General features: G+C 71.6%; 17 protein-coding genes. 6 read left to right on the top strand and 11 right to left on the bottom strand.

The genetic code is table 11. From position 1 onward, the window contains the following. Positions 1–71 precede the first annotated feature (71 nt). Positions 72–518, bottom strand: coding sequence for an ArsR/SmtB family transcription factor (locus HGBR_RS19680; protein ID WP_019160111.1), 447 nt, complete (start codon positions 516–518; stop codon positions 72–74). A 72-nt stretch (positions 519–590) separates the two neighbouring features. Between HGBR_RS19680 and HGBR_RS14715 the strand changes: the two genes are divergently transcribed. Then, entirely contained in the window at positions 591–962 is a 372-nt protein-coding gene (locus tag HGBR_RS14715) for a hypothetical protein (RefSeq protein ID WP_019160112.1), read from the top strand. 45 nt (positions 963–1,007) lie between these two features. Here HGBR_RS14715 and HGBR_RS14720 read toward each other — a convergent pair whose 3' ends face one another. After that, complete coding sequence (locus HGBR_RS14720) at positions 1,008–1,616, bottom strand: biliverdin-producing heme oxygenase (protein WP_026077635.1); 609 nt, start codon at positions 1,614–1,616, stop codon at positions 1,008–1,010. Positions 1,617–1,762: 146 nt separating this feature from the next. Here HGBR_RS14720 and HGBR_RS14725 point away from each other — a divergent pair, with 146 nt between their 5' ends. Beyond that, positions 1,763–3,520, top strand: a complete 1,758-nt coding sequence (locus HGBR_RS14725; protein ID WP_019160114.1) for an ABC transporter ATP-binding protein — start codon at positions 1,763–1,765, stop codon at positions 3,518–3,520. Beyond that, entirely contained in the window at positions 3,517–5,556 is a 2,040-nt protein-coding gene (locus tag HGBR_RS14730) for an ABC transporter ATP-binding protein (protein WP_019160115.1), read from the top strand. The genes HGBR_RS14725 and HGBR_RS14730 overlap by 4 nt, the downstream gene beginning before the upstream one ends. Before the next feature lie 3 nt (positions 5,557–5,559). On the opposite strand, the gene HGBR_RS14735 is transcribed toward HGBR_RS14730, so the two are convergent. Further along, the gene (locus tag HGBR_RS14735) at positions 5,560–7,491 is read right to left on the bottom strand and encodes an acetate--CoA ligase (protein WP_019160116.1); all 1,932 of its coding nucleotides are present in this window, start codon (positions 7,489–7,491) and stop codon (positions 5,560–5,562) included. A 112-nt stretch (positions 7,492–7,603) separates the two neighbouring features. Here HGBR_RS14735 and HGBR_RS18350 point away from each other — a divergent pair, with 112 nt between their 5' ends. Both HGBR_RS18350 and HGBR_RS20925 read left to right on the top strand, forming a co-directional pair. Further along, on the top strand, positions 7,604–8,740 hold the full coding sequence (locus HGBR_RS18350; protein ID WP_019160117.1) for an AMP-binding protein: 1,137 nt from the start codon (positions 7,604–7,606) through the stop codon (positions 8,738–8,740). A 25-nt stretch (positions 8,741–8,765) separates the two neighbouring features. Beyond that, complete coding sequence (locus HGBR_RS20925; RefSeq protein ID WP_019160118.1) at positions 8,766–9,200, top strand: class I adenylate-forming enzyme family protein; 435 nt, start codon at positions 8,766–8,768, stop codon at positions 9,198–9,200. A 69-nt stretch (positions 9,201–9,269) separates the two neighbouring features. On the opposite strand, the gene HGBR_RS19105 is transcribed toward HGBR_RS20925, so the two are convergent. The 7 genes from HGBR_RS19105 to HGBR_RS14775 all read right to left on the bottom strand — a co-directional run bounded on the left by HGBR_RS19105 (position 9,270) and on the right by HGBR_RS14775 (position 19,339). Further along, entirely contained in the window at positions 9,270–10,424 is a 1,155-nt protein-coding gene (locus HGBR_RS19105; protein ID WP_019160119.1) for an acyl-CoA dehydrogenase family protein, read from the bottom strand. After that, entirely contained in the window at positions 10,421–11,626 is a 1,206-nt protein-coding gene (locus HGBR_RS14750; protein ID WP_019160120.1) for an acyl-CoA dehydrogenase family protein, read from the bottom strand. Before HGBR_RS14750 ends, HGBR_RS19105 begins: the two co-directional genes overlap by 4 nt. 57 nt (positions 11,627–11,683) lie before the next feature. Continuing rightward, positions 11,684–13,333, bottom strand: coding sequence for an AMP-binding protein (locus HGBR_RS14755; RefSeq protein WP_161601878.1), 1,650 nt, complete (start codon positions 13,331–13,333; stop codon positions 11,684–11,686). A gap of 172 nt (positions 13,334–13,505) precedes the next feature. Beyond that, positions 13,506–14,615, bottom strand: coding sequence for an NAD-dependent epimerase/dehydratase family protein (locus HGBR_RS14760; RefSeq protein WP_019160122.1), 1,110 nt, complete (start codon positions 14,613–14,615; stop codon positions 13,506–13,508). Beyond that, positions 14,612–17,500 carry an alpha/beta fold hydrolase gene (locus HGBR_RS14765; protein ID WP_019160123.1) on the bottom strand — a complete coding sequence of 963 codons (2,889 nt, stop codon included), beginning with the start codon at positions 17,498–17,500 and terminating at the stop codon, positions 14,612–14,614. The genes HGBR_RS14760 and HGBR_RS14765 overlap by 4 nt, the downstream gene beginning before the upstream one ends. 7 nt (positions 17,501–17,507) lie before the next feature. Then, a complete protein-coding gene (locus HGBR_RS14770) occupies positions 17,508–18,542 on the bottom strand; it encodes a 3-oxoacyl-ACP synthase III (RefSeq protein ID WP_019160124.1) in 1,035 nt (344 codons plus the stop codon). Positions 18,543–18,760: 218 nt separating this feature from the next. Next, positions 18,761–19,339, bottom strand: a complete 579-nt coding sequence (locus HGBR_RS14775) for a dienelactone hydrolase family protein (protein WP_019160125.1) — start codon at positions 19,337–19,339, stop codon at positions 18,761–18,763. A 60-nt stretch (positions 19,340–19,399) separates the two neighbouring features. Between HGBR_RS14775 and HGBR_RS14780 the strand changes: the two genes are divergently transcribed. Continuing rightward, positions 19,400–20,161, top strand: coding sequence for a sulfite exporter TauE/SafE family protein (locus tag HGBR_RS14780; RefSeq protein WP_019160126.1), 762 nt, complete (start codon positions 19,400–19,402; stop codon positions 20,159–20,161). 6 nt (positions 20,162–20,167) lie between these two features. Here the strand turns inward: HGBR_RS14780 and HGBR_RS20025 are convergent, their stop codons facing one another. Next, positions 20,168–20,881 (bottom strand): TM2 domain-containing protein, encoded by a 714-nt coding sequence (locus HGBR_RS20025; RefSeq protein ID WP_147522550.1) that lies wholly within the window; start codon positions 20,879–20,881, stop codon positions 20,168–20,170. Between the last annotated feature and the right edge of the window lie 135 nt (positions 20,882–21,016).

Here is a 21,016-nt window from a genome sequence, read left to right on the forward strand (position 1 = left end):
TCCCGACGTGAACCGGCAGACCGCCCACAAAGCCGCGCTCTTCGACCACCTGACAGAGCGAGGCACCCCGCTCAGTCGTCCTCGGGGTGTTCCGCCGCGTGATCGAGGGCGTCGATGAGGATGTGCGACACGTGCGCGTCCTTGAACGAGTAGATCGCCTCTCGTCCCACCCGGTCCACGTCGACCAGGTGCAGGCTGCGCAGCTGCTTGAGGTGCTGGGAGACCAGCGACTGCGCCAGCCCGGTCTCGTCGACGATCTCCGACACGCTCGCCTCGCCCTGGGTGAGGACCAGCAGGATCCGCAGACGGGAGCTGGCCGCAAGAGCCTTGAAGACCTCGGCGGTCCGGTCGATCGTCGCAGCCTCGTACGGCGGTGCCGGCACCTCGCCCACCTCCGGCTCGCAGATCTCGACGGGATCCGGCGGCGGAGGCGTCCGGGGTGCGCGCCGCAGCCCGCCCCCCGCCGAGCCTCCGGCCGGAGCGAAGCGACTGCGGTCCGCACGGGTCTGTTCTGCCATGAGACGAATGGTATCGGGCCTGGGCCGGTGCGGGGGCTTGGCGGGGGCGTCCCGCGCTGGCAGGATCGACCCATGCGTTACATCGTCTCGGTCGCGGCCGCCTTCCTCGTGCTCATCATCCTGGGCTCCACGACCGGCTTCGGTGACTGGCCGCGCCCCTGGGGTCCCCTGTCGCGCGGTGCCGTGGGCGGTGCCGTCGCCATCGCCATCCTCATCGTGTGGGAGCAGATGTCCCCGCGCCCGGACTCCCTGCGCGACGAGGACAAGGCAGCTGAGGACAGGGAGGCTGAAGACAGGGCCGATGAGGACACTGCCGCCGAGGCCGTGGCGGGTCCCGCAGACCCCGCCGCCGAGGCCGTGGCCGGCTCCGAGGGAGACGCCGGCTCCGAGGCCCGGGACGCCCGACCCGTCGACGACGCGGACGACGAAGGGGAGGTCCGCTGAGCGCAGCGGACCTCCCCTGTCAGGCGGGCGTCTCCGCCCCGCACCTCACGCGAGCGAGTCGAACAGCTTCTTCGCCAGCAGGAACCCGGCCTGGGCCTCGTCGATGAACGCCTCGCGCTGCGCCTCCGTCAGCGGGGCGGTGTCGAGCGCGACCCGGTACTGATCCTTGTACGGCTTGTGCTTCTCGATGCCCTCGAACCTCCACGTGCGCAGCGACTCCGCCGGGATCTCGTAGTGGCGTCCGGCCAGCCTGCCGATCACCTGGCCGCCGGACAGGTCGCCCAGGTAGCGCAGGTAGTGGTGGGCGAAGTAGCGTTCGGGCGCATCGGCCAGCAGCGCGGTGAGTCGCTCGACGTACTCCGCGGTCGCCGCCGTGGGCGCTGCAGGAGTCGCACCCTCGCGCAGGTCCGCGAGGTCGGCCTCGAGCGAGTCGACGCGATCCAGCCGGGAGTCGAGGACTCCGGCCTGCTCCGGTGCGTCCGCGAAGCGTCGCTCGGTCTCCTCGAGTGCGCGGTAGAGGTGCAGGTACTGCTCCAGCAGTGCCACGTAGGCGCCGCGGTCCAGCTTCCCGCCCAGCAGGTCGCCCATGAAGTGCGAGTGCTCGGCCTGTTCGTGCGCGTCCTGCGTCGCACGCTCACAGGAACATCCTGGGATCGAGACCCACCCTTCTGTGGAAGTAGACCACTGATGTGATAGTCGCTACCAGGCTCGTTTCTAGATGTTCCGTCTTGACCGGTGAGGCAGAATAGAACACGTGTCTGCACCGGCAGGCGCATCCCTCACGATCCGGAAGCGACACCATGCTGTGGAAGCTCATCCGGCACTACGGCAGGCCGTACCTGGGCCATGCCGCTGCCGTCCTGGTGCTCCAGCTGGCCGCCACCCTGGCCACGCTGTACCTGCCCAGCCTCAACGCCGACATCATCGACTACGGCATCGCCCGCGGCGACACCGGATACATCTGGAGCGTCGGCGGCCTCATGCTCCTCGTCGCGATGGCGCAGGTGTTCACCGCGATCGCCGCCGTCTGGTTCGGCGCGCGCCTGTCGATGGCGCTGGGTCGCGACCTGCGGCAGGCGGTCTACCAGCGGGTCGACCACTTCTCCGCAGAGGAGATGGGCCGGTTCGGTGCACCCACCCTCATCACCCGCGGCACGAACGACGTGCAGCAGGTGCAGATGGTCGTGCTCATGGCGCTCAACTTCATGGTGATGGTGCCGATCATGTCGATCGGCGGCATCGTCATGGCGATCCAGGAGGACCCCGGCCTGTCGTGGCTGGTGTGGGTGTCCGTGCCGATCCTGCTGGTCATCGTGGGCGTCCTGGTCAGCCGCCTCATGCCTCTCTTCGAGCGCATGCAGACGAACATCGACGACATCAACGCCGTCACGCGCGAGCAGATCATCGGCATCCGAGTCGTCCGCGCCTTCGTCCGCGAGCAGTACGAGACGGACCGGTTCCACGACGCCAACGCCGCGCTCACCCGGACCTCCGTGTCGATCGGCCGCATCTTCGTCCTCATGGGCCCCGTCATCACGCTGGTCCTGCACCTGGCGACCGCCGCCGTCCTGTGGTTCGGCGCGCTGCGCGTCGATGCGGACCTCGTGCAGGTGGGCGCCCTGACCGCCTTCATGCAGTACCTCCTGCAGATCCTCATGGCCGTCATGATGGGCACCTTCATGTTCATGATGTTCCCGCGCGCGATCATCTCCGGCCGCCGGATCGGCGAGGTCCTCACGACCGTGGGCTCCGTCGAGGAGCCCGAGGTCGCGGAGACTCCGCAGGACCGGTCCGGGACCGTCGAGTTCCGGAACGTGTCCTTCGCCTACCCCGGTGCGGACGCCCCCATTCTGGACGACGTCTCCTTCACCGCCCCGGCCGGGAAGACGACCGCGATCATCGGCTCGACCGGGTCCGGCAAGACCACCCTCGTCAACCTCATCCCGCGCCTCTACGACGCGACGGCCGGTGAGGTGCTCCTCGACGGAGTGCCCGTCACGCAGCTGCCGCGGGCGGAGATCACCGGTGCGCTGGGCCTGGTCCCGCAGAAGCCGTACCTGTTCTCCGGCACGATCGCGGACAACCTGCGCTTCGGCGACCCGGAGGCCACCGATGAGGAGCTCTGGGCCGCGCTCGCGACCGCGCAGGCGACGGACTTCGTGACCGCGCGCACGACCGGCGAGGGCGAGGCCGCCCGGTCCGGGCTGGAGTCGAGCGTGTCGCAGGGCGGCACGAACGTGTCCGGCGGTCAGCGCCAGCGCCTGTGCATCGCACGCGCGCTGGTGGCCCGCCCGCGCGTCTACCTGTTCGACGACTCGTTCTCCGCACTGGACGTGACGACGGACGCGAACCTGCGCGCCGCGCTCGCGGCCTCCACGGACGGGGCGACGACGATCATGGTCGCGCAGCGCGTCTCGTCCATCACGGACGCGGACCAGATCCTCGTCCTCGAGGAGGGCCGCATCGTGGACCGCGGCACGCACGACGAGCTGCTGGAGACCTCGCAGACGTACCGGGAGATCGTCGACTCCCAGATCCGTGAGGACGAGCTGACATGAGCCGGAAGCAGAAGCCCGAGGACCTGTTCCCCGTCGTCACCCGCTCCCCGCGCCGATCGACCGAGGCCGGGGTGAAGGGCCGCAGCCACAAGCACGTCGTCGTGTCCGAGGAGGACATCGCGGAGCTGCAGGACAGCGTGGGTGCCGGCGAGTGGGGCGAGGGCTCCGCGCCACGGAAGGCGAAGGCGTTCTGGCCCTCCCTGGGCCGGCTCTTCGCGACCCTGAAGGACCACAAGCTGGGCGTCGTCATGGTGTTCCTGTTCGGCGCGGTCTCCACGGTCCTGTCCGTGTGGGCCCCGGCAGTGCTGGGCCAGGCGATGGATGTCATCTTCGACGGTTGGCGCGGGGACGGCATCGACTTCCAGGCGCTGTCGGGGTACCTGTTCTTCGTGCTGGCGATGTACTTCGTCGCCTCCGTGTTCGACTGGCTGCAGGGGTTCTACCTCAACGAGATCGTCATGAAGGTCGTCTACCGGCTGCGCCAGCAGATCGAGGCGAAGCTCAACCGGCTCCCGCTCAAGTATTTCGACACGCGCCAGCGCGGCGATCTCCTGTCCCGGACGACGAACGACGTCGACAACGTGCAGCAGGCGATGCAGCAGGCGTTCGCGTCTCTGTTCTACGCCGTCCTCACGATCGTCGGCATCACGATCATGATGTTCGCCCTGTCGTGGCAGCTGGCGCTCATCGCGCTGGTCGCCCTGCCGATCGCCGGTGCCGTCGTGGGCGTCATCGGCTCGAAGTCGCAGAAGCTCTTCAGCGCGCAGTGGAAGAACACCGGCCGCCTCAACGGGCACATCGAGGAGTCCTTCACGGGCCACGAGCTGGTGACCGTGTTCGGTCGCCAGGCCGCGATGCGCGAGCGGTTCGACGAGCGCAACGAGGACCTCTTCGAGGCCTCCTTCCGTGCGCAGTTCTACTCCGGCATGATCATGCCGATCATGCAGTGGGTGACGTACCTGGGCTACGTGGGCATCGCCCTGGTGGGCGGACTGCGGGTGGCCTCCGGCCAGATGTCGCTGGGCCAGGTGACCGCCTTCATCCAGTACTCGCGCGAGTTCAACGCACCCCTGGGCGAGATGGCGGGCATGGCGAACATGCTCATCTCCGGCGTCGCCTCCGCCGAGAGGATCTTCGAGCTGCTGGACGCGGACGAGCAGGAGGACGACCTGTCGCAGCAGGAGGCCCGCGGCGAGCTGGCCGACGACGCACTGCGTCCGGCAGAACTGGCTCAGCCGGTGCGCGGCCGCGTCGAGTTCGACCGCGTCGCGTTCTCCTACACGAAGGAGAAGCCGCTCATCACGGACCTGTCGATGGTCGCGGAGCCCGGGCAGACCGTTGCGATCGTGGGCCCCACGGGCGCCGGCAAGACGACGCTCGTCAACCTCCTCATGCGCTTCTACGACATCGATGCCGGCCGCATCCTGCTGGACGGGGTCGACATCCGCGCCCTGGACCGCGGCGTGCTGCGCGGCCAGGTGGGCATGGTGCTGCAGGACGCCGTCCTCTTCGGCGGCACCATCATGGAGAACATCCGGTACGGGCGCCTCGACGCGACGGACGACGAGGTGCGCGAGGCCGCCCGCGCCACCTTCGTCGACCGGTTCGTGCACACCCTGCCGGACGGGTACGACACTCGCATCGACGACGATGGGGCGAACGTCTCCGCTGGTGAGCGGCAGCTCATCACGATCGCCCGCGCCTTCCTGGCCCAGCCCGCGCTGCTCATCCTCGATGAGGCGACCTCGTCCGTCGACACCCGCACCGAGGTGCTCGTGCAGGAGGCGATGGCCGCCCTGCGCAGCGACCGCACGTCGTTCGTCATCGCGCACAGGCTCTCCACGATCCGCGACGCGGACACGATCCTCGTCATGGAGGACGGCAGCATCGTCGAGCAGGGCGACCACGACACGCTGCTGGCGGCCCAGGGTGCCTACCACCGCCTCTACATGTCGCAGTTCACCCAGGGCGTCGATCCGGACGAGGAGGAGGCCGTGCTCACGACGGGCGGTCTGCCCGCCGTCGAGGAGGCCTGAGCGTCACTCCTGCTGGGTGAGTGTCTCCTGCAGGGCGTCGAGGACCGCTCGGTCCTCGATGGTCGACGGGACCGCGATGTCCGACTCCCCGTCGGAGATCTGCCGCATCGTCTTGCGGAGGATCTTCCCGGACCGGGTCTTGGGCAGGGCGGTGACCGCGTCCACCCGCTTGAGGGCCGCGACGGGACCCACCTCGCGCCTCACGAGGTCGATCAGCTCGGTGCGGACGGCCTCGGCATCCGCGTCGGGTGCGAGGACGACCAGGGCGCGGGGGATCTGCCCCTTCGTGGGGTCGTGGACGCCGATGACCGCGCACTCCGTGACGGCGGGGTGGGAGGCGATCGCGGCCTCCAGCACGCCCGTGCTGAGCCGGTGCCCTGCGACGTTGATGACATCGTCCGTGCGCCCCATGACGAACACGTAGCCGTCCTCGTCGATGAGGCCGGAATCGCCGGTGAGGTAGGCACCCTCGAAGGCGGACAGGTAGGTCGAGACGAACCGCTCGTCGTCGCCCCACACCGTCGCCATCGTGCCCGGGGGCAGCGGCAGGTCCGCGAGGATCAGGCCCTCCTGCCCTGCGGGCACCGGCTGACCCGCGGCGTCGACGACGCGCAGGTTGTAGCCGGGCACCGGCACGGTGGGGGAGCCGGGCTTGAGCGGCAGGCGCTCGATGCCCAGCGGGTTCGCCGCGATCGGCCAGCCGGTCTCCGTCTGCCACCAGTTGTCGACGACCGGGATGTCACGGCCGGTCGCGGCGGCGAGGGTGTCCGTCGTCCACGCGTACGTGTCCGGGTCCAGCCGCTCGCCGGCCAGGAACACGGCGCGCAGCGAGGACAGGTCCGCCGCGCGGGCGTGCTGCCCCTGGGGGTCCTCGCCGCGGACGACGCGCATGGCGGTGGGCGCGGTGAAGAAGACGTCGACGCCGTGCTGCTCGATGACGCGGAAGAACGCGCTCGCGTCCGGTGTGCCCACGGGCTTGCCCTCGTACAAGACCGTCGTGACGCCGGCGATGAGCGGGGCGTAGACGATGTACGAGTGGCCCACCACCCAGCCCACGTCGGACGCGGTGAACATTGTGTCGCCCGGGTGCAGGTCGAACACGTTGCCCATCGACCACTGGAGGGCGACGGCGGAGCCGCCCGCATCCCGCAGGATCCCCTTGGGCTTCCCCGTCGTACCGGAGGTGTAGAGGACGTAGAGCGGATCCGTCGCCGCGACCGGCACGGGGTCGATGCCATCGGCCGTCTCCGCCAGCAGCGCGGCGTAGTCGAGGTCGAAGCCGTCGCGCAGCTCGACCGGGTGCTGCTCCCGCTGGACGACGACGCTGAACTCTGGCTGTGCGGACGTGAGCCGCAGCGCCTCGTCCAGGAGCGGCTTGTACTCGACGATCCGGGTGCGCTCGACGCCGCACGAGGCGCTGATGACGGCGATGGGCTGCATGTCGTCGATGCGGGCGGCCAGCTCTGCGGCGGCGAAGCCGCCGAAGACGACGGAGTGGATCGCACCCAGGCGGGCGCACGCGAGCATGGCGACCACGGCCTCGGGCACCATCGGCATGTAGATGACGACGCGGTCGCCGTGGCCCACCCCGCGATCGACCAGCGCGCGGGCGAAGCGCGAGACCTCGTCGAGGAGGGCCGCGTACGTGTACGTCCGCACCGTGCCCGTGACGGGGGAGTCGTAGATGAGCGCGGCCTGGGCACCGCGACCGGCCTCGACGTGGCGGTCCAGCGCGTTGCGGCAGACGTTCAGCACGCCGTCGGGGAACCAGCGGTGGATGGGAGCGCGGGAGGAATCCAGGGCGCGCGTGGGCGGCGTGTCCCAGTCGACGGCGCGGGCGGCTCCCAGCCAGAAGGCCTCCGGGTCCTGGGCGGCGGCGCGGGCCACCTGCTCGTAGGTGCGCGGTGCGGTGGGCGTGGATGTGTCCTGCGTCATACGATCACGATACGCCCGCGTTCTGCGATGGGGTGTTGTCGCGGCGGGGTGCAGACTTTAGTCTTAGGGCACAGTCATCCGCTTAACAGACGTTCAATGAGGAGCGATCGCCATGACGCAGACCAGTGCATCCGCCACCACCGCAGCCGCGCCCACCGCACTCGACGCGCTCACCCCTGACGAGCAGCTGGCGGCCAGCCGCCGCCTCCACTGGATGAACATGCTCGACCTCCACGCCCAGGGGCGGCCGGACGTCGAGGCCTTCGTGGGACAGGGCGAGAGGTATACGTGGAAGCAGCTCCACACCCGGGTGAGCGCCGTCGCGGCGGACCTGCAGGAGCGCGGTGTGGCACGCGGCGACCGGGTCTTCATCCTGGGCCTCAACAGCGTCTCCTACGTGACCGCGCTGCTGGCGATCAACACCGTGGGCGCGATCGCGGCCCCGCTCAACATCCGCTCGACCCCCGCAGACGTCGACTACCTCGTGGGGGACGCGGGTGCGGTCGTGGGCTTCGCGGACCAGATGGGCGCCGGGATCCTGGCCGATGCGCAGACCGCCTCGCAGGTGCCGCTCATCCGGTTCGGTGAGGAGTTCGAGGCGATCGCCTCCTCCGGCCGCGTGCACACCCACGTCGATGTCGCGGAGACGGAGACGGCCCTCATCGTCTACACCTCCGGGACGACGTCCGCGCCCAAGGGCGCGATGCTCACGCACATGAACATGGTGTCCCAGACCATCAACACCAACCGCATGTCGCCGGCGGCGACGGCGGACGACGTGTCGATGGTCGTCGTCCCGCTCTTCCACATCGCCGGTCTGGGCTTCATCTACCCCGCGCTGCTGAACGCCGGGCGGACGGTCATCGCGCCGCCGCAGGTGCTCATGAAGATCGACGCGCTCGCGGACCTCGTGGAGTCGGAGCGCGTGACGCGGATGTTCCTCGTCCCCACGCTGTGGCAGGCGCTGTGCTCGCTGCCGGGCATCCGCGAGCGGAACCTGCCGCTCACCGGCGCCACCTGGGGCGCGTCCCCGGCCAGCCGCGAGACCCTCCAGCTCATGGCGGACACGTTCCCGAACGCCGTCATCTCCGCCGCCTTCGGGCAGACGGAGATGTCGCCCACGACGTGCGCCCAGTCCGGTGAGGAGTCGTTCCGCAAGATGGGCTCCGTGGGCCAGCCGATCGGCCTCGTCGCCGCCCGCGTCGTCGACCCGCTGGGCCAGGACGTGGCGCCAGGGGGAGACCGGTGAGGTCGTCTACCGCGGTCCCGGCTACATGCAGGGCTACTGGAACAAGCCGGACAAGACCGCGGAGGCGACGGCGGACGGCTGGTTCCACTCCGGCGACCTCGTGCGGATCGACGAGGACGGGTACTACTTCGTCGTCGACCGGGCGAAGGACATCATCATCTCCGGCGGCGAGAACATCTCCTCCGTCGAGGTCGAGCAGGCCGTCGCCGCCCACCCCAAGGTCGCGGACGCGTGCGTCATCGGCGCGCCGCACCCCACATGGGTGGAGACGCCCGTCGCGATCGTCATCCCCGCCGACCCGCAGGATCCGCCCACTCTCGAGGACGTCCAGGAGTTCGTCGTGGGTCGGATCGCGTCGTTCAAGAAGCCCACCCGGCTGGAGGTCGTCGAGGAGCTGCCCCGCAACGCCTCCGGCAAGCTCCAGAAGCACGTCCTCCGCAAGGAGTTCGTGACGGACTGAGAATGCGCCGCTGACAGCGCTGACAGGAGGCCGGGCCGGGGGAAGCACTCCCCGGACCCGGCCTCATCGTCACAGCTCGAACCGCTGCGCGACCTCTTGCCGCAGCTCGTGGGGCGAGCCCCAGCGCACGCGGGAGGCGACCGCCCGCTTGAGGAGGACGTGCACGGGCGATTCCCACGTGTACCCGATCCCGCCGTGCAGCTGGAGCACCTCCTCACCGCCGTGGACCACCGTGTCCGAGGCCAGGGAGAGTGCCGCTGCGACGTAGGCAGAGGCCTCCGCCGAGGTCGTCGCGGGGTCACCGTCGCCCGTCCCGTCCGCGCCGCCGGACTGGGACCCCGTGCTCAGCGCCGCCTCGAGGAGGCGCGCGGCCTCGTCGACGAGGGAGCCCACGAGGGACAGCTCGGACCAGAGGTCCGCAGTCCGGTGCTTGAGCGCCTGGAAGGAGCCCAGGGGGCGGCCGAACGCCATGCGGGTGCTCAGGTGCTCGACGACGAGGCGCAGCAGCTCCTGCCCGGTGCCGTGCAGCTCTGCGGCGAGGACGAGGCGACCGGCGGCACGGGCGAGGACCGCGATCTGATCCGCCCGCTCGCCCTGGGCGAGGGTGTCGCCGGCGATGGTGTCATCCGTCAGCGATGCGCGGGACACCGTCGAGACGGGGCGGGTGGGGTCGAACGTGGAGACGGGCAGAAGCGCGGCGTCGCGGACGAGGCGGATCCGGCCCGGTTCGAGGACGAGCAGCCCGTCCGACTCCTCACCGTCGACGACGCGGACGGTGTCCCGCGCCGTGCCCGCCGCTGTCCGGTCGGCCGCGGGCGTCCCCGTCAGGTCCGCGACCGCCAGGCGGACCTCGCCGGCGGCGACCTGCGCCTGCAGTGCGTGGTCCGCTCCGGCCAACCGCAGGATCGTGGGCACCGCGGCCCATGGGGCAGCGATGTCCGGACCGGGGACGGTGCCGGCGGCACGGGCCACCGCGACGAGGGCCGCGAACGCGCCGCCCTCCTCCAGCAGGCCCAGGCCGTCCGCGTCCTCCGGGACCAGGAGTCCCGGCAGCCCGGTCGCGACGAGGCGTGCGCGGTGGTCGCGCAGCACGTCGGAGGCGCTGCGGCGCTCCACGAGTGCGTCGTACTGCTCGACCGTACGGGCGTTGCCGCCCGCGGCGGCCAGCGCGGAGGCGACGGTCGCGCCGAAGGCGACCGCGGCCTCGGCGGGGTTCTGGCTCATCGGGGCACCTCCGAGAACGGGACGTCGACGTCTGTGCGGGGTTCGCGGGGCAACCCTAGGATGCGCTCGCCGATCACGTTCCGCAGCACCTCCGAGGTGCCGCCCTCCAGCGAGTTCGCGCGGGACCGCAGGTAGGCGTAGGTGGGGGTCAGGCCGCCCACGTCGAAGTTCATCTCCGTGGGGCGCGTGAACGCGTAGCCGTCGTCGTGCTCCAGCGCGCGGTCGCCCAGCGCCTGGAGGAGCAGCGACGCGGTCTCCTTGCTGTTCTCCGCCTTCGCGAGCTTGAGCGCGCTCGCCTCCGGCGGCGGGTCGCCCGCGGCCATGCGGATGCCCACGTCGCGCTGGGTCAGGCGGATGGCCTCGGAGCGGATCCACGCGCGGGTGACGGCGTCGCGCAGGCCGGTCTCGCGCTCCTCCTGCGGCAGATCGCGCCACGCGCGGAACAGGTTGCCGGGGGCGCCGGACTCGCGCGGCGGCTCCGTGCCGGTGCCGGAGCGCTCGTTGCTGAGGGTGAGGGTCGCGAGCTTCCAGCCGGCGCCTTCCGGCCCCAGCCGCAGGGAATCCGGGATGCGGACCTCGTCGAGGTAGACCTCGTTGAACTCCGCCTCGCCCGTGATCTGGCGCAGCGGTCGGACCGTCACGCCGGGGGAGGCCATGTCGAGCAGGAAGTAGGTGATGCCGCGGTGCTTGGGGACGCCGGGATCCGTGCGGGCGACGAGGATCGCCCAGTCCGCCAGGTGCGCGAGCGTCGTCCACACCTTCTGGCCGGTCACCACCCAGTCGTCGCCGTCGCGGACCGCCTTCGTCGCCAGTCCCGCCAGGTCGGAGCCCGCGCCGGGTTCGCTGAAGAGCTGGCACCACACGTGGCGGCCGGTCCACAGCGGGCGCATGAAGCGCTCCTTCTGCTCCTGCGTGCCGCCGGCCAGGATCGTGGGCCCGGCCATGCCGAGGTTCACGACGCCTCGGGTGGGCCGGTTGTCGGGGCCGCCCGCCGCGCTGATGCATTCGTCGACGATCGTCTGGAGGTGGCGCGGGAGGCCGCGGCCGCCCAGCCCCTCCGGGTAGTGGACGGCGGCCAGTCCCGCGTCGAACCGCGCCTCGAGGTGGGCGAGCCGGTCCGCCTCCGTCCGGATGTCCGCGGGCGGATGCGCTGCGAGGAACGCCTCCGTGTCCGCGCGCAGCTGCTGGGCCGGGTCCGTCATGTCGTGCTCCTCACCGGGGTGCGCGCGTCTCCGCGCGGCTCTGTGCGTCGTGGTGCGTCAGACCGCGTCGCGCAGCGCGGACTTGTGGATCTTCCCCATCCCCGTGCGCGGCAGCGCGTCGAGGACGAGGACGTCCTTGGGGTGCTTGTAGCGTGCCAGACGATCGTCCAGGAAGGCGCGCAGGTCCTCAAGCGCGGGCGCGTCGGACCCGGGCTCCGGCACGATGCACGCGACCGGCACCTCGCCCCACTTCTCGTCAGGGCGGCCCACGATCGTGACCTCCGCGACGGCGGGATGCCAGCTGAGCGCGTTCTCCACCTCCGCGCAGTAGATGTTCTCTCCGCCGGAGATGATCATGTCCTTGAGCCGGTCGACGACGTAGAGGAAGCCCTCGTCGTCGCGGCGGACCAGGTCGCCGGAGTGGAACCAGCCGCCGGCGAACGCCTCCGCCGTCGCGGCCTCGTCGTTCCAGTAGCGGTCCATGACGCACGTGCCGCGGTAGACGATCTCGCCCACCTCGTCGACGCCCACGTCGTTCATCTGCGCGTCGACGACCCGGATCCACGTCTCCGGCGTGGGCCTGCCCACCGACCCCAGCTTCCGCAGGGCGTCCTCGAACTTGAGGGTGACGGTCGTGGCGCTCGTCTCCGTCTGGCCGAACACCGCGGTGATCTGCGCGCCGGGCAGACAGTCGGCCATCCGCAGCAGCAGCTTCTCGTTCGCGGGCGCCCCGCCCCAGTTCGCCAGTGACAGGGTGAGACCGGCATTGCCGTTCCGCTCGATCTCGTCGCAGATGAGGTGCCACTGCTGGGGGACCATGAACGCGGAGGTCACGTCGTTCTCGCGCATCGTCGCCAGCGTCGTCGCGGCGTCGAACCCGGCGCTGGGGATGACGAGGGCGCAGGCCCCGGCCACCAGCGCGGAATGCATGCCCATGAACGAGCCCACGTGGAACAGCGGCGGCGCGAGCATGATCGTCCGCGTCTCGTCCGCGTTCCAGCGGGCGCCGCTCTGCAGACCGCCCGAGTACACATTCAGGTGCGTCAGCACCGCGCCCTTGGGCCGGCCCGTGGTGCCGGAGGTGTAGAGGATCGCGTAGTCGTCCTCGCCGCGCGGGACGAACACGTCGTCTGCGTCCAGAGCCGCACCATTCGCCGTGACGTCCGCCAGCCAGGCGGTGCTCTCGAGGACGACGGGCCTGTCGGCCGTCGCCGCGGACACCCCCACCGCCGAGGCCCCGGCCGGGTCCGTCTGCCCGTCGTCGCCCAGCTGGGCGACGGCGGCGAGGGCCAGGTCGTGGGTCGTCGGCTCGGACACGAGGAGGCGCGGGGTCGAGTGGCCCAGGATGTAGGCGACCTCGCCGGCGCTCAGGCGGAAGTTCACGGGCACGGTGATCGCACCCAGCGCGACAGTCGCCTGGACGACCGTGAGGAACTCCGGGCGATTCGTCATGAGGACGGCGACGCGGTCGCCGGGCCCCACGCCGCGGTCGCGCAGGTCCGCCGCGGCCCGCAGGACGGCCTGCACGTGGTCGGCCCAGGTCGTCGCAGTGCCCTCGAAGCGGTAGGCGGGGCGGTAGGGGACCTGGTGCGCGTGGCGCAGCAGTCGACCGATGACCGACGGCGACCGGCTCAGTGAGGACACGCCCGTGGGGCGAGCGAGCGGGGACTGGACTGCTGCGGTCGACGGCGATGTCGTGCTCGGCACCATCATTCTCCTGTGAATGCGGACGTGGATTGAACGTTCGTTCGATCGATGGTGTCGAGACTACCGCCGCACCCGCGACTTGTCACGAGAGGGTTCGGTCAGGGGAGGGGCGGTGCCGCCTGGGGGTGCTCGCCTCAGCGGGAGTCAGCCAGCACAGGGGCCGCCGCTCGCCTCAGCGGGTCGTGCCGCCGTAGTGCCGGGCGACGCGCGCCAGGCCCTCCTCCATGGAGACGGCGGGCGTCCACTGGAGGACCGCGTGGGTGCGGCGCTGGTCGAACCAGTGGGCGGTCGACATCTGTTCGGCCAGGAAGCGCGTGAGCGGGGGCTCGCCGTCGCCCTTGTCCTTCACGGACTGGGGGAGGCGGTCCCACACGGCCTCGGCCGCGCTGCCGGCCGCCAGTCCCACACCGGACGGCACCCGCAGCGCGGGCAGGTCCGCTCCGCCGGCCAGCGCGAAGCGGCTGATCATCTCGCCGATCATGCGCGGCTGGCCGTTCGTGACGACCAGCGCTTCGCCGTGCGTGTGCTCCAGTGCGGGCAGCGCGGCGAGGATCGCGTCCACCGCGTTGTCGATGTAGAGCATGTCGACCAGTGCCGCGCCGTCGCCCAGGATCGGCATGCGGCCGGCCGGGGTGCGGTCGATGATGCGCTCCGTCAGCTGGGTGTCGCCGGGGCCCCAGATGATGTGGGGGCGCAGGGCGAGGACGCGGAAGTCGTCCGCGTCCGCTGCGAGCGCCAGCAGCTCACTGGCCGCCTTGGTCCGCGCGTAGTCGCCGCGGGCCAGCTCCGGGCTGGCGGGGCTGGCCCCGTCGCCCATGAGCGAGGCACCCGCGTGCGCGACGGACGGCGAGGAGATCTGCACCCACCGGGTCACGCCCGCGGACCGCGCGGCCGCCAGAAGTGTGCGCGTGCCCTCGATGTTGATCCGGTCGAAGTCCGCGGGGTCGCCCGCCATCGACACCTTTGCCGCGACGTGGATGACCGCCGTGACCGGGGGCAGTCCGGCCGGCGCCGTGAGCGCCTCGCGCACCGTCGCCTCGTCCGTCACCGAGCCCTGCACATCGCGTGCCCCGGCCACGCCGGACGCCCGCCGCTGCAGGGTGGTGACCGGGTGCCCGGCCTCGACCAGCCGGCGGGCCACGGAGGACCCCAGCAGACCCGAGGCCCCGGTCACCAGGACGTGCTGGTCCGCCGGTGCAGGGGCCGGGCCTGCGGTCGCACCGCTAGTCGCCGGCGCACCCGTCGCCGTACCGGTTCCTGCCGTCGCCTCCGCTGCGCTCACGGTGTGCCCACCTTCCCGCCGCTCAGGACGCGCGTCGCCCAGCGGGCCAGGCGCGGGCGGTCGATCTTCGAGTTGTGCCGGATGTCCGTGGGGAACTCCTTCGAGACGAGCACCGCGGCGACGTCCTGCCCCGTCGACTCGCGGACCGCGTCGCGGACCAGGGTCGTGAGGCTCAGCGGTGCGGGTCCGTTCGCGACGGCGCCCGCGACCTCATCAGAGGGTTCCACCACGATCACGAGGGCCTGCGTGCCCGCCGGACCCACGCCCACGGCCGCGGAGCGGTAGACGAGCGGCAGGGTGTCCACGACGGCCTCGGGACCGCCCGGGCCCAGCGGACCGGTGGGTGGCGTGATGAGGTGCTGGACGCGGCCCTCGAGCCAGATGCGGCCGGAGGAGTCGATGTGCCCGATGTCGTTCGTCCGGTGCCACAGCAGCCCGTCGACGGTGTCGCGCGCGGCCTCTTCCGTGGTGCGCCAGAGGTTGTCGTACCCGGCCTTCGCGTGGGCGGCGTGGACGACGATCTCGCCCAGGATCCCCTGCGCGGCCGCGCCCTCCAGCAGCGTGTCCGACGGGGTCCCGTCCTCCTCGATCGGCGCGAGCGCGATGCGCACCCCGTCGACCGGCCGACCCACGCACACGCCCAGGTCGCCGTCGCTGTTCGCCAGCGCGTCTGCGACCTCCGCCCGTTCGATCTCCGTCAGCAGCAGGCCCTCGGTCATGCCGTAGGGCGATCGGATCGCGGCGTGCGGGAACAGCTCCGCCAGCGCGTCCATGAGGGCCAGCGGCACCGGCGCGCCCGCGGACAGGACCATCGTGATCCGGGTGAGCGCGGTCCGCTGCTCGTCCGTCAGCTCGCCGGCCGTCGCGACGACGTTGTGATAGGCGGCGGGGGAGGCGAAGATCATCGTCGCCTCGCCGTCGATGACCGCCTGCGCCAGGGTCGTCGCCGTGAGGGTGCGCGGCTTCGTCACCTCCATGTCCGGGGTGATCGAGACGGTCGAGATGCCCGGGCCCAGCAGCGCGAACGGCGCGAAGCCGGCCACCAGGGACGTGCCGGGGCGGACCTCGAAGAAGTCGCGCAGCACGGCCATGAGGGCGGTCATCCGCTCATGCGTGTAGCGCACGCCCTTCGCGGGGCCCGTCGAGCCGGAGGTGAAGAGGACGACGGCATCCGCGTCCGGCGCCGGCAGGGGCACGTCCTCCGCGGACAGGACGGTGCCCGAGGCCGACTCCGACGTTCCCGCCTCGACCAGCTCCGCGATGCTCGTCTCCACGTCGAGGAGGCGCTTCTGCACACCGCCCAGCGCGTCGACGCTGATGCGGCGGCCCGGCCAGCCCGCGACGCGGGACAGGGTGAGGCCCGGCACCTCGCCGATGATCCACTGCGGGTCCGCGGCCTTGACCGCGCGGGTCATCCCCTGCGGCCCCAGACCGGCGTCCGCGACGACCGCGATGCCGCCGGCGCGCAGCACGGCGTAGAGGATGGCGGTGAGGTCGTTGCCCGGCGGCACCAGCATGGACACCCGGTCGCCGGGGCGGAGCCCCAGGTCGTGGAGGCCCTGCGCGATCGCGCGGTACCGGTCGTGCAGCTGCCGCCATGTCAGCTTCGCGACGGGCGTCTGCGACATGTCGACGCTGGCCAGCGCGTCCGAGGCCGCGTTCCCCTCGAGCTCCGTGAACATGAAGCGGGCGTCCGTGGTCTGCTCGGTCCGGTCGGCCTGCTCGGTCCGCCCGTCCCGTGCAGCCGTCGCCGAGGCCGCGGTCGCCTGCGCTGTCGAGGTCGCCTCGGTCGTCGTCGCCTGGGCCTGCGCGCCCTCGAGCGAGCCGCCCGGGAAGCGCTGCTCCAGCCAGTCGAGGACGAGGCCGTGCATGTCCTCCTGTTCGGAGAGCATGTGGCCGGACTTCTCGAAGCGGTGGACGTCCGCGTGCGGGATGCGTGTGCGCAGGTCGCGCAGGAAGCGCTCGAGGAACACGGGGTCCTTGGGGCCCCACACGAAGAGGGCGGGCTTCGTGAAGCCGGCGATGTCCTCGCCCAGCTGCGCCAGCTCGGAGTACGAAGGGTGGGAGTCCGGGAACGGGATGTCCGCGACGAATCCGCCGATCCCGCCGCGCCGGGAGGCGACCCGGTAGGGGGCGCGGAATCCGGCCTCGGCGGCGGGGGTGAGGGACTCGCCCGCCAGGGACAGGGTGACCTTGAGGAAGAGATCCGTGTGGACCGTCGACAGCGGCAGCATGGGTCCGGCCAGCGCCGTCTGGAGGGACGCGGGCAGACCGTCGCCGGCCTGCACGTGCACGCCCGTGTTGAGCGTGATCGCCGCGGCGACGCGGTCCTGGTTGCGGGACGCCCACGTGAGCGAGATGATCCCGCCCCAGTCGTGGCCGATCGTCACGACGGGGTGCGCGGACGGTGCCGGGCCCTCCGCCAGGAGCGTCGTCATGACCGCGTCGAAGTCCGCGACCCGGTCCGCGACCCGTCGGATGCCCTGGTCGGCGGGGCGGGGCGCCCGGGGGTGGGGCAGGCGCTCGGAGAAGCCCATGTCCAGGTGGTCGACGGCGATGACGCGCCAGCCGCGGGTGAGGCCCTCGGCGGCCAGGTGGCGCCACAGGTAGGACCACGTGGGGTTGCCGTGGGCGGCGACGATCGTGCCCACGTGGGGATCGCCGGACTCTGCGAGGGCGGGGCCGGTGTCGAGGACGTGGAAGGTGCGCGGGCCGTCGAGCGTGTCGACGGTGGTCAGGCGCGACCACGCGGGGTCGAGCCCGTCCAGCGGAGCGCCCTCCGCCTCGTGCGGCAGTTGGGCGGGGGCGGCCGGGATGCCCGCGCGGGCATCGGTCAGCGCCGGGGTGGGCAGGGGGCTGGGACGGCCGGACGGGCGACGTGTCACGGGGTGATCACCACTCGATCTCTGTGAGGGCGGCGTTGAGGCCGCTGCCCACGCCGATCGCCAGGACGCGGTCGCCCCGGGTGAGGGTCTTGGACTCGCGCGCCAGCGAGATGGGCAGGGCGGCCGGGCCCACGTTGCCCAGCTCCGGGAACGTCTTGGGGACCCGCTCCTCCGGCAGCTGCTTGGCCCGGATGAGTGCGTCCGTGTGGCTCGAGGACACCTGGTGGGTGACGTAGGAGGTCATGTCCGTCCAGTCCCAGCCGTCCCGCTCCGCCTCCTCCCAGGCGTCGACGACCAGCTGGATGCCGTTGACCATGAGCGCGCGGGACTCCGTGTGCATGCCGTCCCAGCCGCCCACGCACAGCCCGTTGTTCCACGTGGCTGCACGGGTGACGCCGCCCTTGACGCGGTGGCCCTCCGGGTGGCGGTCGGCCGGGCCCAGGACCGCGGCGGCGGCGCCGGAGCCCAGGGTCAGCGACGCGAACTCCTCGAGGTACTCCGCGCGGGTGATGCCCTCGCGGTGCAGGCTGCGGACGGTGTTCTCCCGCAGCGCGTTCGTCGACTCGCCCGCGACGACCATCGCGTACTCGATCTGGCCGGAGTCGATCATCGACGCGGCCAGCGACATGCCGTTGACGAAGCCCAGGCACGCGTTCGTCACGTCGAAGTTCATCGCGTGGGTGCCCAGGCCCAGCTGGTCGTGGATCGACACGGCGACGGAGGGCTCCATCGTCACGCGGGAGACGGAGCCGTTGATCATGAGGCCGATCTGGTCCGGGCGGATGCCGGCCTGCTCGAGGGCCTCGCGGCCGGCGTCCGCGGAGCCCGCGATGAAGCCGTCCTGCGTCTCCCACTGGCGGCGGGTGTGCACACCGGCGACCCGCTCCAGCAGACCGTGCGGCAGACCCAGTCGCGTCAGCACGTCGGCGAGCTCTGCATCGAGCTGCTTCGAGGTGACCTCCACGGGGGCCACGGCCTCCGCGATCCCCAGGAGTGCGACGTTCTGATGGCGGAGGGTCGTGTTGCCGATGGTCTGGTTCATGCCGTTCAAGGAGTCCGTTCCGTGTGAGAGAGGGCTGCTGTGCGCGCCGCGGAGCATCCCCGGATGCGGGCTGGGTCGCGCGCCTGCGCGGTGCAGGAATCCGGATACATCCTAGTATCGGATGGGCGCGAACGGTCCCAGGGAGTACTCAGATGTGAGGGACTCGACGCGCGGACCGGTTCCCGGTCTCAACGGGTGCGGCACCCTTCGCCATCGCCTCAGTCGTCGCGGAGGCCGTCGAGGAGTCCCAGCACCCGTGACCACAGGAGATCGGCCGACTCTTTGACGTAGTCGCGTCCGGTGGGGTCCGCGAAGAGGTGCTGATCACCGGGGTAGAGGTAGTGCTCGGCGCGTGCGCCCGCCCGCGCCGCCGAGCGCAGGAGCGTCTCCGGGGCGCCCTCGTCCACCCACGGGTCGTCGACGGAGTGGTGGATCTGCAGTGCGCACGTGGCGGGCCAGTCGACGGGCTTCGCCTCGCCGCCGGCGTGCAGCAGGAGGGCCGCCTGCGTGCGGGGGTCCTTCTTCCCCAGGCGCTGCGCCATCGCCGCCCCCAGCGAGATCCCGGCCGCGACGAACGGGCCGTCGATGTCCGCGATCGCGTCGCCCACGCGGTCGACGAGGGTGCGGAAGCCCACCTCGTCGCGGTGGGCGACCCCGGCCTCGGCGGTGTCGAACGTGTGCCCGTCGTAGTAGTCCGGGGTCGTGACCGTGTGGCCGGCGTCGCGCAGGGTTTGCGCCATCGCGTGGACGCCGTCGTTCAGGCCCACGGCGGAGTGGAAGAAGACGATGTGACTCATGGCACCATCCGACCACAGGCGGGGGCGGAGGTCCAGGCCGGTCAGCGCTAGTCTGCAGGGGTGGGTCCGGAGGTCATCGCGATCGCAGTCATCGCCGTCGTCGTGGGTGCGACGCTGCAGCGGCTGTCCGGCATGGGCGTGGGGCTCGTCGTCGCGCCCACCCTCGCGCTGGCGCTGGGGCCGCAGCTGGGGGCGTTCGTCGCGAACGCGACGACGGTGTGCTCGGGCGGGCTCATCATGCTGACGGTGCTGGGGGACGTCGACTGGCGGCGGTGGTGGGTCTTCGCGGGCGCGGGTCTGGTGGGGTCGATCCCCGGCGCGCTGCTGGTGCGCGAGCTGTCGACCGGGTGGCTGTCGATCGTCATCGGCGCGGTCGTGCTGGGCGCGCTCGTGCTCACCTTCACCTCGCCGCGCGTGCCGCACGTGCAGGGGCGCGGACTGCCGTGGCTGACCGCGGCGGCGGGTGCGACGGGCGGGTTCCTCAACACGGCCTCGGGCGTGGCGGGCCCCGCGATGGTCATGTACGGGCGGTTCGCCCGGTGGCCGCAGCAGGCGTTCGCCGCGACGATGCAGCCCACCTTCATGGTGTTCGGTCTGCTGTCGCTCACGACGAAGGCGACGACCGGGGCGGTGGGGCTGGACGCGCTGCCGCCGCTCAGCCTGTTCGGGGCGATCGTCGTCGCAGTCGTCGCGGGCATCCGGCTGGGTTCGCTGCTGGCGCGGCGGGTGAGCCCGGAGGGGGCGCGGCGGCTGGCGGTCGTCCTGGCAGGCCTGGGCGCGCTCAGCGCGCTGGGGCGCGGGGTGCTCGAGCTGGTGGGGTGAGGGCGCTCAGTACTCGCCGGCGACGGCGCCCAGCATCGCGAGGATCATCATGATGTACGCGATGATCGCGGCGAACAGCACGATGTAGACGAGGACGACGATGATGATGTTGACGATCACGACACCGACCGTCACCCAGATCGCCATGGTCCTGTGCTCCCGGTAGCCGGCCAGTTCGCGACCCAGGGAATCGCGCATGCTGCCGGCCATGATGAGGATGAGGTCGATGAGCGACCAGATGCCGAAGCCGCCGCCGGTGAAGAGCTTGAGGAGGCCCAGGCCCACCTGGCCCAGGTAGAAGCGGTCCGCGCCCCACCCGCCCAGCAGCAGGGACAGCAGCCACGTCGTCACGAAGGACTTCGCGGGGGTGAGGGCGTAGGCGGCATGCGCGCCGGCGGGGACGGGTGCGCCCCAGTGCGTGGCCGGGGCCGAGGCCGGGCCGACCGGCTGCAGGGCGCCGGCGGGGGCGGCGTGCTGCGGTGCGCCGTACGACTGAGGGGCGTGGGGCTGTGCGGCGTGGGGCTGGGGTCGCGATGTGCCCGCCGCGTAGACGGCGGTGCCGTGGGGTCCGTCGCCCGTGCCCGTCGGCGCGGGGCGGGGCCGCCTGCGTGCGGGCCGGAGCCGAAGGACTGGTGCGGACTCATGAGGACTCCCCGGGAGTGCGGTCGTGCGGGGCTGCGCGAGGGTGTGCCGTGCAACCGGTGATCGTGATGGTTCCATCGAACCACACCCGGGTCCGTCCGCCCCGGGGATCGTGTGACAGCCCGGGAACACGGGTAGTGTGGGCGGCGACTCGAACGCTCGTTCAGGAGCCCTGCTCCACCGTCTGCACCAGTTCGTCCGCACCACTTGGGG

The organism is Brevibacterium senegalense (assembly GCF_000285835.1).
In the GTDB taxonomy this organism is placed as follows: domain Bacteria; phylum Actinomycetota; class Actinomycetes; order Actinomycetales; family Brevibacteriaceae; genus Brevibacterium; species Brevibacterium senegalense.

Bases quoted from the DNA above. Each gene is read 5' to 3' on its own strand.
- HGBR_RS14730 (WP_019160115.1), top strand. From the start codon at position 3,517: ATGAGCCGGAAGCAGAAGCCCGAGGACCTGTTCCCCGTCGTCACCCGC.
- HGBR_RS20925 (WP_019160118.1), top strand. From the start codon at position 8,766: ATGCAGGGCTACTGGAACAAGCCGGACAAGACCGCGGAGGCGACGGCG.
- HGBR_RS14770 (WP_019160124.1), bottom strand. From the start codon at position 18,542: ATGAACCAGACCATCGGCAACACGACCCTCCGCCATCAGAACGTCGCA.
- HGBR_RS19105 (WP_019160119.1), bottom strand. From the start codon at position 10,424: ATGAGCCAGAACCCCGCCGAGGCCGCGGTCGCCTTCGGCGCGACCGTC.
- HGBR_RS14750 (WP_019160120.1), bottom strand. From the start codon at position 11,626: ATGACGGACCCGGCCCAGCAGCTGCGCGCGGACACGGAGGCGTTCCTC.
- HGBR_RS14735 (WP_019160116.1), bottom strand. From the start codon at position 7,491: ATGACGCAGGACACATCCACGCCCACCGCACCGCGCACCTACGAGCAG.
- HGBR_RS14775 (WP_019160125.1), bottom strand. From the start codon at position 19,339: ATGAGTCACATCGTCTTCTTCCACTCCGCCGTGGGCCTGAACGACGGC.
- HGBR_RS18350 (WP_019160117.1), top strand. From the start codon at position 7,604: ATGACGCAGACCAGTGCATCCGCCACCACCGCAGCCGCGCCCACCGCA.
- HGBR_RS19680 (WP_019160111.1), bottom strand. From the start codon at position 518: ATGGCAGAACAGACCCGTGCGGACCGCAGTCGCTTCGCTCCGGCCGGA.
- HGBR_RS20025 (WP_147522550.1), bottom strand. From the start codon at position 20,881: ATGGAACCATCACGATCACCGGTTGCACGGCACACCCTCGCGCAGCCC.
- HGBR_RS14725 (WP_019160114.1), top strand. From the start codon at position 1,763: ATGCTGTGGAAGCTCATCCGGCACTACGGCAGGCCGTACCTGGGCCAT.
- HGBR_RS14715 (WP_019160112.1), top strand. From the start codon at position 591: ATGCGTTACATCGTCTCGGTCGCGGCCGCCTTCCTCGTGCTCATCATC.